General features: G+C 68.2%; 14 protein-coding genes and 2 pseudogenes. 6 read left to right on the forward strand and 10 right to left on the reverse strand.

What is annotated here, in order from left to right:
• The first annotated feature begins 35 nt into the window (after positions 1–35).
• Positions 36–425: a VOC family protein gene (locus tag BJ984_RS08550; RefSeq protein ID WP_179547647.1), complete on the forward strand. Its 390-nt coding sequence runs from the start codon at positions 36–38 to the stop codon at positions 423–425.
• Between the two features lie 83 nt (positions 426–508).
• Here BJ984_RS08550 and BJ984_RS08555 read toward each other — a convergent pair whose 3' ends face one another.
• Complete coding sequence (locus BJ984_RS08555) at positions 509–2,401, reverse strand: glycoside hydrolase family 2 TIM barrel-domain containing protein (protein WP_309298942.1); 1,893 nt, start codon at positions 2,399–2,401, stop codon at positions 509–511.
• Complete coding sequence (locus tag BJ984_RS08560; RefSeq protein WP_179547648.1) at positions 2,398–3,402, reverse strand: LacI family DNA-binding transcriptional regulator; 1,005 nt, start codon at positions 3,400–3,402, stop codon at positions 2,398–2,400. The genes BJ984_RS08555 and BJ984_RS08560 overlap by 4 nt, the downstream gene beginning before the upstream one ends.
• A gap of 135 nt (positions 3,403–3,537) precedes the next feature.
• Between BJ984_RS08560 and BJ984_RS08565 the strand changes: the two genes are divergently transcribed.
• Genes BJ984_RS08565 through BJ984_RS08580 form a run of 4 tightly spaced genes read left to right on the forward strand, consistent with a single transcriptional unit; the run spans position 3,538 to position 8,051 of the window.
• Positions 3,538–4,881, forward strand: coding sequence for an ABC transporter substrate-binding protein (locus BJ984_RS08565; RefSeq protein ID WP_179547649.1), 1,344 nt, complete (start codon positions 3,538–3,540; stop codon positions 4,879–4,881).
• A 52-nt stretch (positions 4,882–4,933) separates the two neighbouring features.
• Positions 4,934–5,875 (forward strand): carbohydrate ABC transporter permease, encoded by a 942-nt coding sequence (locus BJ984_RS08570; protein WP_179547650.1) that lies wholly within the window; start codon positions 4,934–4,936, stop codon positions 5,873–5,875.
• Positions 5,876–5,883: 8 nt separating this feature from the next.
• On the forward strand, positions 5,884–6,789 hold the full coding sequence (locus BJ984_RS08575) for a carbohydrate ABC transporter permease (protein WP_246306449.1): 906 nt from the start codon (positions 5,884–5,886) through the stop codon (positions 6,787–6,789).
• Between the two features lie 14 nt (positions 6,790–6,803).
• The gene (locus tag BJ984_RS08580) at positions 6,804–8,051 is read left to right on the forward strand and encodes a family 1 glycosylhydrolase (protein WP_179547651.1); all 1,248 of its coding nucleotides are present in this window, start codon (positions 6,804–6,806) and stop codon (positions 8,049–8,051) included.
• A gap of 47 nt (positions 8,052–8,098) precedes the next feature.
• On the opposite strand, the gene nagB is transcribed toward BJ984_RS08580, so the two are convergent.
• The 7 genes from nagB to BJ984_RS08615 all read right to left on the reverse strand — a co-directional run bounded on the left by nagB (position 8,099) and on the right by BJ984_RS08615 (position 14,417).
• Positions 8,099–8,884, reverse strand: a complete 786-nt coding sequence (gene nagB, locus BJ984_RS08585) for a glucosamine-6-phosphate deaminase (protein ID WP_179547652.1) — start codon at positions 8,882–8,884, stop codon at positions 8,099–8,101.
• Positions 8,885–8,927: 43 nt separating this feature from the next.
• The gene (locus tag BJ984_RS08590; RefSeq protein ID WP_179547653.1) at positions 8,928–9,854 is read right to left on the reverse strand and encodes an N-acetylglucosamine kinase; all 927 of its coding nucleotides are present in this window, start codon (positions 9,852–9,854) and stop codon (positions 8,928–8,930) included.
• Positions 9,855–9,910: 56 nt separating this feature from the next.
• The gene (locus tag BJ984_RS08595; RefSeq protein WP_218870016.1) at positions 9,911–10,612 is read right to left on the reverse strand and encodes an N-acetylmannosamine-6-phosphate 2-epimerase; all 702 of its coding nucleotides are present in this window, start codon (positions 10,610–10,612) and stop codon (positions 9,911–9,913) included.
• 32 nt (positions 10,613–10,644) lie between these two features.
• Complete coding sequence (locus tag BJ984_RS08600; RefSeq protein WP_179547655.1) at positions 10,645–11,379, reverse strand: GntR family transcriptional regulator; 735 nt, start codon at positions 11,377–11,379, stop codon at positions 10,645–10,647.
• Positions 11,376–12,260 carry a carbohydrate ABC transporter permease gene (locus BJ984_RS08605; protein ID WP_179547656.1) on the reverse strand — a complete coding sequence of 295 codons (885 nt, stop codon included), beginning with the start codon at positions 12,258–12,260 and terminating at the stop codon, positions 11,376–11,378. The genes BJ984_RS08600 and BJ984_RS08605 overlap by 4 nt, the downstream gene beginning before the upstream one ends.
• A complete protein-coding gene (locus BJ984_RS08610) occupies positions 12,257–13,171 on the reverse strand; it encodes a carbohydrate ABC transporter permease (protein ID WP_179547657.1) in 915 nt (304 codons plus the stop codon). The genes BJ984_RS08605 and BJ984_RS08610 overlap by 4 nt, the downstream gene beginning before the upstream one ends.
• A gap of 70 nt (positions 13,172–13,241) precedes the next feature.
• Entirely contained in the window at positions 13,242–14,417 is a 1,176-nt protein-coding gene (locus BJ984_RS08615) for an extracellular solute-binding protein (RefSeq protein ID WP_179547658.1), read from the reverse strand.
• A gap of 303 nt (positions 14,418–14,720) precedes the next feature.
• On the opposite strand from BJ984_RS08615, the pseudogene BJ984_RS19200 reads away from it, so the two are divergent.
• A pseudogene (locus BJ984_RS19200) lies at positions 14,721–14,858 on the forward strand (DUF445 family protein); the annotation flags it as partial.
• 192 nt (positions 14,859–15,050) lie between these two features.
• On the opposite strand, the pseudogene BJ984_RS19205 reads toward BJ984_RS19200, so the two are convergent.
• Positions 15,051–15,635: pseudogene (locus tag BJ984_RS19205) on the reverse strand (DUF3800 domain-containing protein); the annotation flags it as partial.
• Positions 15,636–15,680 lie beyond the last annotated feature (45 nt).

Genomic DNA, 15,680 nt, shown 5'->3' on the forward strand with positions numbered 1-15,680 from the left:
TGGGGCTGGAGGGCTCGCGCGGCTAGGCTCGCCGCATGGCAGCCCGCATCTCGCACACGACGATCGACAGCCGCGACGCCCTGGCGCAGTCGGTGTTCTGGAGCGCTGTGCTCGGCTTCGCGGAGGACCCCGACGACCCGAACGTGCCGGGCGACGACGAGTGCATGATCTTCTCAAGCGACGGCGCTCAGCGCCTGCTCTTCATCGAGGTGCCCGAGGCGAAGGAGCTGAAGAACCGGCTGCACCTCGATCTCGAGCCCGAGGCGGGGAGCACCCGCGACGAGGAGCTGGAGCGGCTCCTGCAGCTCGGTGCCCGGCAGGTCGACGACCGCCGCCGGCCCGACGGCTCGGGCTGGGTCGTGCTGGCCGACCCCGAGGGCAACGAGTTCTGCATCCTGCGCAGCCGGGCCGAGCGGGCCGCTTAGCCCTCCGCTCCCGCCGCGAGGCGGCCGCTGCGACCACCCGCGCCGCGCGGGTGACGAACGCGCCGGGTGACGAACGCACCGGGCTAGCCGCGCACCGCCGCGCGGATGCGGTCGACGGGGAACTTCGGGGAGCGGTCGGCGTGGAGCAGGCCGTTCGTCTCCTGGCCGGTGTCGGTGAGCTGCGTGTAGCAGAACCCGGCGAGGGGCTGCACCGACCCGACCGCGAGGAGGATGGAGGTGACCTGCTTCTCGAACGACTCCGCGTCGCGGGCGGTCGAGTAGCCCCAGTCGCCGTCGCCGCCCGTCTCGAGGCTCACGCCGCCGAACTCGGTGAGCATGATCGGGCGGTGCGGATGCGCGTCCCTGCCTTCCGAGGAGGCGCCCGGTCCCGGTTCCGCCGACATGCGCCGCCCCGCCGGCCCGAACCCGTCGATCATCCGCTGCAGGCTCTCGGCGCTGCCGTACCGCGACGTGAGCGTGGCGGGGTCGGCCTCGTAGTCGTGGATCGTCATGATGTCGGAGTCGGTGTGCTCCCACCCGTCGTTGGAGATCACGGGTCGCGTGCCGTCGAGCGCCCGGGTCAGATCGGCGATCGCGCGACTGAAGGCGCGCTGGCGCGGGTCGTGCGAGATGTGCTGCACCCCCCAGCTCTCGTTCAGCGGCACCCAGGCGATGATCGACGGATGCGAGCGGTCGCGTTCGAGCACGGCGGTCCACTCGCTGACGAGGGCTCCGACGGCCTTCGGGTCGAACGCGTAGGCGCTGGCGGTCTCGCCCCACAGCATCAGCCCGAGCCGGTCGGCCCAGTACAGGAAGCGCGGGTCCTCGACCTTCTGGTGCACGCGAGCCGCGTTGAAGCCGAGCTCGAGGATCAGCTCGACCTCGCGCTTCAGCGTCGCCGCCGACGCGGCGAGATGCGATTCGGGCCAGTAGTTCTGGGCCAGCACCGACCGGAGGTAGATCGGCCGGTCGTTGAGCAGGAGGGCGTCGTCGGAGGTCGCGACGCTGCGGAGACCGAGGTAGCTCGACACCGTGTCCCAGGAGGGAGCCGCCGGCTCGTGCGGGTGCACGGAGATCCGGGCCCCGATCAGCGTCGGGGACGAGGGGCTCCAGAGCAGCTCCTCGTACTGCTGGCCGTTGAGCTGGCGGGGGATGACCAGCCGCACCGAGACCGTGCCCTCGCCCATCGTGCTCACCGTCGTGGCGGCGATGGTCTCGCCGAGGTGGCTGAGCGTCACGCTCACCGAGTCGGCGGCCGCGACGGGCCCGCTGAGCTCGATGTCGGCCTCCACCGTCGACGTCGTCAGGTCGGATCGCCAGATGATCGACTCCACGGAGACCGACGGCACCCACTCGAGCCACACCGGCTGCCAGATGCCGGTCGTGCGGTGGTACCAGATGGTGTGCGGTTCCTCGCGCCAGTCCTGCTTCCCGCGCAGCGACGAGACGTCACCGGGCAGGTCGACGGCGCGCACGACGATCGTCAGCTCGTCGCCCTCGGCGCGCACGAGGCGGGTGATGTCGGCCGCGAACGGGGTCTGCCCTCCGACGTGGGTGGCCACGAGGTGCCCGTTCACCCAGACGCTGGCCGCGTGGTCGACGGCGCCGAAGTGCAGCAGCATCCGCCCCGGCGCGGCGCCAGCATCCGTCGGCGCACCAGCCGCCCGCAGCTCGGCCGCCCCGACCGTGCGCCGGTACCAGGCGCGCGAGTGGAAACCGGTCTCATGGATGCCCGATGCCGGCGACTCGGGCGGGAAAGGCACCTCGATGCGGCGCGAGAACGGCACGTCGTCGTGCTCGTACTCCTCGTCGTCGTCCCAGGCGAAGTCCCACGTGCCGGAGAGGTCGTGCCAGTGCGGACGCATCAGCTGAGGCCGCGGGTAGGTGCCGTCCTGGGTCGTCGCGTCGGGGAGTCCGCGAGCGGGAAGATCGGCGTCGGACGCCGCCCGGGCCGCGGGGGTCGAGGTCATGGTCATTGCGCAGGTCCTTTCGTGCTGCCGCGGTGGGCGATCGTGAACCCGACGGTGTGCATTCCCGGTTCGGGGGGTTGGGCGAGCAGCAGGTCTATCGCCGTCGCGACGAGCTCGCCGGTGTTCGGCGAGACGGAGCTCAGCGTCGGCGTGCTGTACTGGCCCTCCTCGATGTCGTCGAAGCCGATGACGGCGATGTCGTCGGGCACCCTGACGTTCGCGGTCGAGAGCGCGTGCATCGCTCCGAGGGCGAGGAGGTCGTTGAAGGCGAAGATGCCGTCGGGCTCGAGCCCGGTGCCGAGGATGGTGCGGGCCGCCCGGGCTCCGTCGGCGCGGTGGAACCCGTCGACGGTCAGGATCAACGACTCGTCGACCGGGATGCCTGCCTCTTCCAGTGCGGCGCGGTACCCGGCGAGCCGCAGCAGTGCCGTCTCGTTCGGCCCGTGGTCCTGCGCCCCGATCGCGGCGATGCGCCGGCAGCCGATCGACAGCAGGTGCTGCGTCGCCGCCTTGGCCGCGGCCGTGTTGTCGACGGTGACGTGAGGGAAGGTGCTGGTGCCGATGTGCTCGCCGAGGAGCACGAGCGGCGTGCTGTCGCGGCGCCCCTCGAGGTCGCTGGCGCTCAGCGCGAGCGGACTGAGGATGATGCCGTCGACGGCGGTGGCCCCGATGCCCTCGCTGATCTTGCGCTCGACGTCGGCGAGGCCGTCGGTCTGATTCACCAGCACGGTGATCAGGCGGCCCTGGGCCTCGCGCACGAGGGAGGCGGCGAGCTCGGCGAAGTACGGCTGGCTGAGCTCGGGCACCGCGAGGGCGATCATGCCGCTCCGCCCGCTGCGCAGCTGGCGGGCGGCGGCGTTCGGCCGGTAGCCGACCTCGACCAGCGCCACCTGCACGCGCTCGCGCAGCTCGGCGGTCACCCAGCCGGTTCCGTTCACCACGTTCGAGACCGTCTTGGCCGAGACGCCGACGCGGTCGGCGACGTCTTTCAGTGTGGGCCGCGCCATTGCCGACCTCCCTTCCGTATCGCTGGCACCGGGTGGATCACCTTCACGGTAATGCCTTGTTCAACGATTACCAGTCATGTATAACGGTATTTGTCCTCTCGTTCAACGTTGAACGACACACGAAGGAGAAAGTCGATGAAGACACAGCACCGGCGCCGTTCACCTGAACGGCGTGCCCGTCACACCCTCCGCCCGCTCACCCTGGTGGCCGCCCTGGCCGTCACCGGCCTCGCGCTCGCCGGCTGCACCGGCCAGGGCTCGGGCGGCGGCAGCGACGACCAGCCCGACGCCTCGGGCAAGGTGACCCTCGACTTCTGGAACGGGTTCACCGGCCCCGACGGCCCCGCGCTCGAGAAGGTGATCGAGGACTTCAACGCGTCGCAGGACGACGTCGAGGTGAAGGCGAACATCATGCCGTGGGACACCCTGTACCAGAAGGTGCTCACCTCGGTCGCCGGCAACGACGGCCCCGACATCATCGCGATGTCGGCGTCGCGCATGCCCCAGTTCGCGAGTCAGGGCCTGTTCGAGCCGCTCGACGACTACTACACCGACGCCGACAACGACACCGAGGCCCTCGCCACGGCCGCGGTCGACGCCTCGGTGTTCGACGGCGTCAACTACGGGGTGCCGGTGAACTTCACCCCCATGATGATGTACTACAACAAAGACCTCTTCTCGGCCGCCGGCCTCGACCCCGAGGCGCCTCCCACCACCTGGGACGAGCTCGCGGGCATGGTTCCCAAGCTCACCGTCGACGAGAACGGCGACGGCCAGCCCGAGCAGTTCGCCCTGGCCCTCGCCGACCACGAGACGGTCCCCGTCTTCGCCTCGCTGCTGTGGGGAACGGGCGGCAGCATCGCCAACGACGACGGCACGAAGTCGACCCTCGGCGACCCCGAGTCGATCGAGGCCCTCGACTTCTGGGTGTCGCTCATCCGCGACCAGAAGGCCACCCAGATCGGCATGTCGGGTGCGGATGCGGACAAGCTGTTCCAGACGCAGAAGGCCGCCATCGAGGTCGTCGGCCCGTGGATGACGACCGGCTTCGACGAGGCCGGGCTCAACTACGGTCTCGCCAAGCCCCCGGCGGGCCCGAGCGACGAGGCGGTGCTCGCCGACGTCGTGTCGATGGGGCTGCCCGCCGGCACGAGCGACGCGCAGAAGGAGGCGGCGTACGAGTTCTTCGCCTACTGGAACTCGGCCGAAGGTCAGACCACCTGGGCCGACGGATCCGGCTTCCCGCCGAACCGCGCCGACGTGGCGGACAAGGTGACCGCGAGCCCCTACCCGGCGATCTTCGGTGCCGCCGAGGTGACGGACGTCTCGAAGACCCTCCTCCCCGGTGTCGCCAGCGGCGGCCCGATCATGGAGACCATCTTCAATCCCTCCGTGCAGAAGGCGCTGAACGGGGAGGGCTCGGTGAAGGACATCTTCACCGACGCGTCCGCCCAGGTCCAGGCCGAGCTCGACAAGTGATCCACCCGGAGGGCGGGAGCGTGTCGCACCCGCCCTCCGTGAAAGGCACCCCATGACGACCACCGCAGAGCGCCCCGCCGCTCAGCTCCCGCCGCCCCCGCGCCGGCGACCGGCCCTCCGCGTGAGCGCCCGCCGCTCGCTCACCGCCTGGCTCTTCCTGACGCCGACCCTGCTCATCCTGGTCGCGTTCACGGTCTACCCGATGGTGCAGGCGCTGTACCTCTCCTTCACCGACTACAACCTGATCCGGGCGGCCGAGTGGGTCGGCCTCGACAACTACACCGAGCTGCTCTCCGACGGCTCGTTCTGGAACGCCTTCGGCAACACGGTGCTCTACGCCCTCGTGGTCACCCCGGTGACCGTCGTGCTGGCGCTCGCCTTCGCACTGATGCTCAACCAGGCGTTCCGCGGCCGGGCGTTCGCCCGCACGGCGATCTTCCTGCCGTTCATCGTGTCGCTCGGCATCATCGCGATCGCCTGGGCCTTCCTGCTCGACCCGAACATCGGCTTGATCTCGCACTGGCTGAGCCTCGTCGGAATCGTGCCCGAGCAGGGCTGGCTGAGCGACCCGCGCTACGCGATGGCCGCGGTGATGATCGTGGGCGTGTGGAAAAACGTCGGCTTCTACATGGTGATCTACCTGGCGGGGCTGCAGTCGATCCCGGTCGACATGTACGAGGCCGCTCGACTCGACGGCGCCGGCGTGTTGCAGCGTTTCCGCAACGTGACGCTGCCCCTGCTCTCGAACCAGACGCTGCTCGTCTCCGTCCTGGCCCTGATCGCGACGCTGCAGGCGTTCGACCAGATCTACGTGATGACACGCGGCGGGCCGTTCTTCCGCACCGAGACGCTCGTGATGCTCGTCTACCGGGAGGGCTTCCAGGAGCTCCGCTTCGGCTACGCCTCGGCGATCTCCTTCGTGCTCGTGATCTTCGTGTTCATCCTCTCGATGGTGCAGTTCGGCTATCTCCGACGGAAGCAGGTGACCTACTGATGGCCGCGATGACGACCACGAAGCCCGTCAGACCCGGGAAGCCGGCCGTGGGCGGGGCGGCGACCACCGCATCCGCTCGTCGCCGTCGCCCGGTGAACACCCACCGGGCCGCCACCTGGCTGCTCGCGATCACCTCGGTCGCCATCGGCCTGCTGATGCTGCTGCCGATCATCTGGATGGTGTTCACCGCCTTCAAGCCCGAGAGCGACATCGTCAGCGCGCCACCCACCCTGTGGCCGCGGGAGCTCACCCTCGAGCACTTCGTGGAGGTGTGGGACCGCATCCCGTTCGCCCGGCTCTACGTGAACACGATCGTCTTCGCCGGCAGCGTCACGATCATCTCGCTGCTGTTCGACTCGATGGCGGCCTACGCCCTCGCTCGTCTGCCGTTCAAGGGGCGGGCCGTGGTGATGGTGCTGATCCTGCTGCTGCTCATGCTGCCGTTCCAGGTCACGCTCATCCCGCTCTACGACATGCTGAACGGGATGGGGCTGACGAACACCCTCCCCGGCCTGATCATCCCGAGGATGACGAACGCCTTCGGCATCTTCTTCCTCACCCAGTTCTTCCTCTCGCTGCCGAAGGACTTGGAGGAGGCGGCGCGGGTCGACGGAGCATCCGAGTGGCGCATCTACTGGGGCATCATCCTGCCGCTGTCGCGTCCGGCCCTGCTGACGCTCGGGCTGTTCCACTTCCAGTACAACTGGAACGACCTGCTCTGGCCGCTCGTCATGTCGTCGTCGGTGGAGACCTCGACCCTGCCGGCCGGGCTCGCGCTGTTCATGGGGCAGCACGTCGTGGAGTACGGCCTGCTGATGGCCGGGTCGCTCCTGGCGATGCTGCCGGTCATCCTGTTCTTCCTCCTCATCCAGCGCAGCTTCGTGGCGGGCATCGCCACCACGGGCCTCAAATGACGAAAGGATGCCGCGTGAGCGACACCCCCTGGTACCGCGAAGACCGCCTGCACTACGGCGTCGGCATCGAGGACACCTTCATCCCGCAGGAGGCCGTCGGCCACCGCAAGCTCGACGAGTACGAGCTCACCCAGCACTACGCCCGCTGGCGCGACGACCTCGACCTGGTCGCCGAGAGCGGGGCGGAGTTCGTGCGGTGGGGCATCCCGTGGTACCTCGTCGAACCGCGGCCGGGGGAGTTCGACTGGTCGTGGCTCGACCAGGTCGCCGAGCGGATGCGCGAACTGGGCCTGCGCTGCATCGTCGACCTGATGCACTACGGAACACCGCTGTGGCTCGACAACTCGTTCATCAACGCCGGCTATCCCGAGCGGGTCGCCTCGTACGGCCGAGCGGTCGCCGAGCGCTACCGCGACGTCTTAACCGACTTCACGCCGCTGAACGAACCGGTCGTCAATGCGGAGTGGTGCGGCGAGAACGCCAAGTGGCCGCCGTACCTCTCGGGTCACGACGGCTTCATCAAGGTCACGATGCAGCTGGCTCGCGGCATGGTGCTCACCCAGCGGGAGATCGCCGCCGTGCATCCGGACGCCACCTTCGTGCACGTCGACGCCGGCTTCCTGTACCGGGGAGACGGGGAGTCGCCGCTGCTCTCCCGAGAGCTGCTCGAGGAGCGCCGCTTCATCGCCCTCGACCTGATCACGGGCCGCTTCGACGCCGACTCCCCACTGCACCCGTGGCTGACCTCGCACGGCGTCACGGAGGCGGAGCTGCAGTGGTTCCGCGACAACGCGGTCACGCCCGACGTGATCGGGGTGAACTACTACCCCCACTTCACTACGGGCGAGTTCGTCGACGGCCGCCTCACGCCGGTGCACAACGACGGGGGCGGGCTGCGCACCCTCATCTCGCTGTACTCCGATCGCTACGGCCTCCCCATCGCCGTCACCGAGACCTCCCTCGTGGGCACCCCCGCCGAGAAGATCGACTGGATGCGCGAGTCGGGTTCGGTGCTTTCAGCGATGCGGGCCGAGGGTCACCCCATCATCGGCTTCACCTGGTTCCCGTTCTTCTCGATGGTCGACTGGCTGTACCGCTTCGACCAGCTGAAGCCCGACGACTGGATGCTCGAGTTCGGCATCGTCGATCTCGTGCGGGGCGCCGACCTCGGGCTCGAGCGGGTGCGCAACGAGGCGTTCGACGTCTTCAGGCGGGCGGCGCTCGATGCGCGCGGGGCGGGTGACCGGTCAGCCGCGCGGTGACCTCGCGGCGCTTGCGCGCCTGACCGCTTCGGACGCGGGCCGGCTTCTCAGCGCGTCCGCTGCCACTCGGGCTTGTGGTCGTAGGTGTAGCGGTAGTAGTCGGTGAGCTGCAGGCGGGATGCGGCCGCTTCATCGACCACGATCGTCGCGTGTTCGTGCAGCTGGAGCGCACTGGCCGGCACGAAGGCGCTGAGGGGTCCTTCGACCGCCGCCGCGATGGCGTCGGCCTTCTGCTCGCCCTGAGCGACCAGGACGAGGGCTCGGGCGTCGAGGATGGTTCCGAGGCCCTGCGTCATGCAGTGCGTGGGAACCTCGTCGGGCGATGCGAAGAAGCGCGCGTTGTCTTCGCGGGTGCGGAGGGCGAGGGTCTTGATGCGGGTGCGCGAGGCGAACGACGACGTCGGTTCGTTGAAGCCGATGTGGCCGTTCGTCCCGATGCCGAGGATCTGGATGTCGATCCCACCGGCGTCGAGGATGTCGGCTTCGTACTGTTTCGCCGCGAGGTCGAGGTCGCTCGCACGCCCGTCGGGAACCTGGACGCGAGAGGGATCGAACCCGAGCGGCTCGACCACGTCGCGAGCGATGATGCGGGCGTAGGACTCCGGATGCTCCAAAGGGATGCCCACGTACTCGTCGAGGGCGAAACCTCGAGCGAGCGCGAACGATAGCTCTCCCGCCTCGACTCGTCGGGCGAGGTCGCGGTAGATGCCCTGCGGGCTCGATCCGGTGGCGAGGCCGATCACGGCGTCGGAACGGTTCGCGACGACCGCCGCGATCAGGCCGGCGGCTGCACGGCCGACGTCGGCCGCGGTGGGGAGGATGACGATTTCCATGACGATCTCCTGAGATGGTTCGAGGGGAGGTGAGGCCCGCTTGTCAGCGGATCCTGCTCAGGCGCACCATCGGTGCGAAGCGAGCGGTGTCGACGTGCAGGAGCCGGCTGACGCCATCGAGGGGCCCGCCGACGGGTGGCATGCGCGAACCGAGGGGAACGAGGGAGGCCAGCCGAGCGTCGAGACCGGGCTGCAGGAGGTCGTCTGCTCGGGACAGTCGCCCGATGAGTGTCCACTGGGGGTCGTCGCCCAGCCCGCCGCCGGATGCGGCCGCCGCGATCACGCCAGCGATGTGCTCGCCGGCCTCGCGCCAGATGCTGGCGGCCATCGCATCCCCCTCCCTGGCGGCGTCGGCGACGTCTTTCGCGAAGGACGCCACGACCGCCACGGGGGAGGGCTCGGCGGCGAGGGTGCCGGGGAAGTCGGCGACGGCTCCGAACCGATCCTGCAACCGGTCCAGGAGTGCGGCCGAGCCGTTCGGGCGCCCGTCGGCGGCGCTGAGGGCGGCGACGAGGCCCTGCCGGCCGATCCACCAGCCAGAGCCCTCGTCGCCGATGAGGTATCCGACGCCGTCGACGCGGGCGGCTCCGGCTGGACCGAGACCGAGACCGACCATGCCGGTGCCCGCCGCGACGACGACGCCGTCCTGATCTCCGCGGGCTCCGAGGTAGGCCGTCACCGCGTCATCGGCGAGCACGATCGACGTGGTGCCCAGGGTGCGGTGCAGCCGATTCAGCACCCCATCGACGGCCGGAAGCCGGCCGTGGAGTCCGGTGCTCCCCACAGCTACGGCGTCGACACGGTCCAGACCGAGCTTCTCGGCGCACTCCGCCACGATCCGGGCGATGCTGTCGAGAAGGTTCGAGCCGTAGGCGAAGCCGTCGACCTCGAGTTCCGGGTCAGGACTGCCGTCGTGCACGGCTCGGATCCGGGCCTGGGTCTGCCCGATGTCGATTGCGAGGTCGACCACTGGTTCCTCTCTGGGGGTGGCGGGGCGCCGTCGGCCCGTGTCGGTAGGGGGCGTGATCAGCCCTGGAGTTGCCCGTCGGCGATCCGGCTGCGCTCGCCGGCGATGGCGTCGACGTACCACGAGGTGATGGAGGCAGGATGGGTGATCGCTGTCCCCACGACCACCGAGTAGGCACCGGCCTCCAGCGCCGCGCGCGCCTCGGTGGGGGTGTGGATGCGCCCCTCGGCGAAGAGCGGGACGCCGAGGCGAGCGGCGAGCGCGTTCACGAGCTCGAGGTCCGGGCCATCTGTACGGGGTCGTTCTCCGGTGTAGCCGGCGAGCGTGGTGCCGACGATGTCGGCTCCCGCGTCTTCGGCGGCCAGCCCGTCGTCGACGCTTCCCGCATCGGCCATCACCAGGACGTCGGCGCGCTGCCTGAGCTCGCGGATGGTCTGCTTCAGAGTGAGTCCGTCCGGCCGTTCGCGACGTGTGCCGTCGATCGCGACGACGTCGGCGCCGGCGTCGGCGACCGCCACGGCGTGCGTGAGCGTCGGGGTGATGAACACCCCGTCCGATCCGACCTTCCACAGTCCGATCTGCGGAACGTCCACGCTGCGGGCGATCGCGCGGATGTCGTCGAGCCCTTGGGAGCGGATGGCGGCGGCTCCGCCGATGACCACCGACTGGGCGATCCGCGCCATGGTCTCGGAGTCGCGCAGGGGTTCGCCCGGGTAGGCCTGGCAGGAGACGATGAGGCGGCCGCGCAGGGTGTGGAGCATGTGGAGCTTTCTGTCGGAGACTGCGTCGGACGTCATTTGTCGTCCCGGGTGACGGCCAGTTGGAAGGTGTACCGGTCGGCCCGGTAGGTGGTGCGTGCGAACTCGATGAGCTGACCTCGGCGCGAGGAGCTGACCCGGGTCACGGAGAGCGCGGCCGAGCCTTCCGCGACGTCGAGCAGGCGACTGTCCTCGGCCGACAGCGAGATGGCCATGATCTCCTGCTCGGCGCGGAACACCTCGTATCCGGCGAGGCGGAGCTGTTCGTAGAGCGACGAGCCGAGGTTCAGCGATTCGGTGGGCAGCACCGTCGTCGGGAGGTAGACCTCTTCGAGCGCGATGGGGGTGTCGTCCGCGAGTCTCAGTCGCCGGATCTTCGTCACTTCGCTCGACGGGGCCAGGCCGAGGGCGAGCGCGACCTGGTCCGGCGCAGCGATGCGCGTCAGCTCGAGCACCCGCGAGGAGGGGGTCGAGCCGCGGCTGATCATGTCCTCGGTGAACGACGTCAGCTTGGGGGTCTTCGAGAAGATGTCGGCCGAACCGACGAAGGTGCCCGAGCCGTGGACGTTGTAGACCCGGCCCTCCTCCACGAGGACCGAGATGGCCTTTCTCACGGTCATCCGGCTCACGCCATGGATGGCCATGAGTTCGCGTTCCGATGCCAGCGCATCGTGCGGCGACAGGGACTGGGCGATCGATTCCCGGATGCTGGCTGCGACCTGTTCGTATTTGTGGACCACGATTCGTCCTTCCCCGGCGTCCCCGGTCATCCCTTGACCGCGCCGGAGGACAGGCCACTAACAAGGTAGCGCTGCGCGAACACGGCGAAGAGGAGCGGTGGCAGGGTGGACAGCACCGAGGCGGCGGAGATGTCGCCCCACCGGATGCCGGTGCTGGTGATGAAGTTCGCCGCCCCGAGGGTGACCGGTGTGGCGTCGGACGTGGACAGGACCAGGGCGAACAGGTAGTCGTTCCAGCTGAAGATGAACACCAGCACCGACACGGCGACCATCGTGGGCGCCAGCAGCGGGAGCACGATCGACCCCAGCGTCCGATATATGCTCGCGCCGTCGACCGCTGCAGCCTCTTCGATCTCCTGCGGGATGTCGCCGAGGGCCGACGAGAGCAGGATGATCGCGAGCGGCAGATTGAGGAACGTGTTCGCGGCGATCAGGCCGGGGATGGTGTCGGCGAGCCCGAGCGTGGAGAACAGGATGAAGAACGGCACGACGAAGAAGATGGCGGGAAGCAGGCGGAGACCGGATGCGCTGCTGATGATCCACCGTCCGCCGAAGTTCAGCCGAACGATGGCGTAGGTGGCGGGAATGGCGATGATCAGCACGAGGAGCACGGTTCCCACGGCGATCATCGCCGAGTTGGCGAAGAACCGCGGGAAGTCGTAGCCCGACGCGTACAGCACGTTGGCGTAGTGATCGAGCGTGGGCGACGTGGGGAGGGAGATCGGGTTCTTGGCGATCTCGCCGTCGGGCTTGAAGCTGACCAGCACCGCGTTCAGCAACGGCACGTTCACGACCAACGCGATGATGCCGGCGGCGATAGTGAAGAGCCACGCCCTTCGACGGCGCGGTGCCTTGGTGGGCGGCGACACGGTCGCGGTCGTCTTCGTCGTGTTCTGGGCCAGCGCGGTCACTTCTTGGCCTCCATTCCGGTCGAGGAGATGCGTCGCACGATGAACGGCACGAACGGGATCAGGCAGACCAGCACGACCAGCGCGGCGGCGGCCGCTTTGCCGAAGTCGCCCGACTCGAACGCGGTCTTGTAGATGTAGATACTCAGAGTGGTGGTGCTCGTGCCGGGTCCGCCGGCGGTCAGCACGTAGATGACGTCGAAGGTGCGGATGGCGTCGATCGCACGGAGGAAGAAGGCCGCGAAGAGCACCGGTTTGAGCACGGGCACGATCACCGACGTCAACGACCGCACGTAGCCGGCTCCGTCCATCGCGGAGGCTTCGAGAAGCTCCTTCGGGAACGACTGCAGGCCCGCGTAGATGATCAGGAAGGTGAAGGGCGTCCACTGCAGCACGTCGAGCACGACGAGCAACGGGATGACCGAGTCGGGGGAGAACAGCGAGACGCTGAGGCCGACGCTGTCGAGCAAGGCGGGCAGTGCGCCGATGTCGCCGTTCAGCAGCAACCGGAACATGACGCCGAGCAGGGCCGGTGCGACCATGATCGGCAGCAGGAGCAGGGTGAAGAAGAGCTTCTTGCCGGGGAACGCGCGGTTCATCAGCAACGCCAGGGCGAACCCGAGCACCATCTCGATCACGACGACCACGGCGGAGAACCCGACGGTGAAGCCGGCGGCTTTCGCGAATCCGTCGCTGCGGAAGAGCGAGATGAAGTTGTCGATGCCGTTGGGTTCGTTCGACTGATCCAGCAGGGTGCTGCTCTGGAACGCGGTGAGCGCCCCTGACGCGAGCGGGTAGATCACGAAGACGGCGGCGAAGAGGATGAGGGGCAAGCTCAGGATCAGGGCCGCCGTGGTGCGCTTGCGGCGCTCCGTGGCGGTCGATCTCGGGCGTTCGACGACGGTGGATGGCATCTGTGGTTCGACCTTCTGTGCAGGAGGAGACCGAGGGGCGAGCCGCGAAGGGCCCGCCCCAGGGAGTCGATCAGCCGAGCAGCTCTTGCAGGTTGGCGTTGGCGGTCTCCAGCGCGTCGTCGACGTCCGTCTGGCCGACCCAGGCTCCGCTGAGGTCCTCGGCGAGCTTGCTGTAGGCCTGGAACGTCTGCGGGAAGACGGGTTCGGAGAACCCGTTCTCATCGATGGTCTTCGACACCTGGGCGAAGGCCGGGTTCACGGCAGCCTGAGCCTCCAGCACCTCGGGCATGGGCGGGATGCCGCCCGCCTCGGCGTACTGGGTCATCGCGTCGGTCGAGGCCAGGAACGAGAGGAACTTCTTCGCTGCGGCCTTGTTCTCGCTGTACTTGTTCAGCGAGACGGCGAGTGCGTGCACGTGGGTCTTTCCGCCCGGAACCGGAGCGATCGCGATCTTCCCGGCCACGTCAGGCGACTGAGCGGGGTCGTTCAGTGCTGCGAAGGCGGCGGACCACTGGATGGCGAACGCGGTGTCGCCCGACTGCAGTGCAGCCTGGGTCTCGGGGAACTCGGCCTGTGCGCTGTCGGGGGAGGTCCAGCCGTTCTCGTAGATGTCGGCATAGAGCTCGACGGCCTTCTTGGCAGCATCGCTCGTGAGCGCGGCCTGGCCGTCTTCCTCCCAGTTGCCGCCGTAGCCCCACAGCACGTCGTTCCAGATCATCGTGTTGTAGAGGAGATTCTTCGCCTGCAGGATGGTGCCGTACTCGGTGGGGGAGTCGGGGTTCTCGCTCTTCGAGAAGTAGGCCGCTGCCACCTTGAAATCGTCCAGATCCCACTCGGCGGGGTCTTTCGGGGCGCGCTTCTCGCCCAGGACCGATTCGCTGACCGTCTCGTACTCGGCCTGTGCGGCCGGGTCGCTCAGCAGAGCATCGACGAGGTCTTTGCGGTAGAGCAGGAAGTGGTTGCTCACGTCCAGCGGAAGCGCGTACAACTCGTCCTCGTAGGTGAGGCCTTCCGCCGCTACCGGGAAGTACGCCGAGGTGTCGATGTCGGTGAGCGGCTCGAGCGACGGAGCGAACTGGCCGATGTTGTACGACGCGGTGAAATAGATGTCGACGTCCGAGGACTTCGACGCCATCAGCGCCGCCTCCTTCGAGAACGTGTCCTGCCGCGACAGCAGCGTCAGCTCGACGTCGACCCCGTCGTCTTTGCCCTGACCGGCGTTGTAGGCGTCTACGACCTTGCTCATCGCATCGCCCTCAGGCCCAGGCCAGGCGACCAGCTTGACGGTACCTTCACCGGAACCCTCATCGCCGGCCGAGCCGTTCGAGCCCGCCGAACAGCCGGCCAGCAGCGCTGCCGACACGAACATCGCGCCGAGCGCCATTGCTTTCCTACGCATCATTCCTCCAGTGGTACGGTCCAGTTGAGATCTTCACTCTGCCATACAGTCTGGCGCGCTAACCAACACGTAACCCAACCGAAACATTGGTACGGTCCAGTTTGGCGACGGCTTCCAGCTGACCTCCACCCGACTGGCTCTCGCCGTCATGTAGGGCGCGATCTGCGGTTCATCCGTATCAACGGGACGGTCGTGGGCGCCCTCGCGGGCGTCGGCATCTTCGCCATCGCGTCGGCGCGGCAGGCGCTCCTCGCCCGGGTTGCGGGCTTCTTTTTCCCCAGTCGGTGAGATATCCTTGCAATCACGACGGGCTGGCTTCCAGAACGTTGTTCGCCTAAGACCTCGCCTCGTGCGGGGTTTTAGTGCTTGAGGCGTCCAAACCCTCGCCACTCTGGTCACAGGAGCGAGCGTCTGCCAGAGCTTCTCCACCTCGGCTCGGGTGCGAGGATCCTTCTCGACGTGGCCGTCGTAACGACGGTAGAGATAAGCGATCAGGTCGGCGACCTGCAACCCCGGCGTCGTGGTGGAGCACGCGAACGTGATGGGTGTCTCGATGTGGGCGAGCCTCGTCGGCCGTCCCGCGATCGTCCCGAGCTGCCGATACGTCTCGACCTGGGTCATGTGCGACTCCTGATCCGGGAGCTCGTCAGCCACCACCCGCACGTGCTCGCCCCGCTGCCGACCGCAGGCGCTCACCTCCTCGAGAACGTGTTGCAGCACGATCCTGTGTGGAGGATCGGGATACCTGTACCGAGCGCGGAGGCGCGGGATGTCCACTCCTCGCACGCACACGATGCCGGAAAGCTTCGCGATATTCGTCAGAGCCTGCTGGTAGATGGCGATCGCCGATCGCTGCTGACCCCGCAGCGCCTTCCACGACCCCCTGCCCGACATGATCTCGTGGGCGTGCAATTCGGCACCGGGCGGGACACCGAACCCTTCTGCGTACCTCGCAGCGTCCGCGACGGCAGCGTTCAGGATCGCCAGGTCCTTGGACTCGATGGTGAACGCGGCAATGTAGTACCGGTTCTGCGTGTACGACTCGTCGAGGAAGGAAATGAGCACATATCATTATCCTGCGTGCCAGACGACGACCTGACTTCAGCCAGA

It is taken from the genome of Herbiconiux flava (genome assembly GCF_013409865.1).
GTDB lineage: Bacteria > Actinomycetota > Actinomycetes > Actinomycetales > Microbacteriaceae > Herbiconiux > Herbiconiux flava.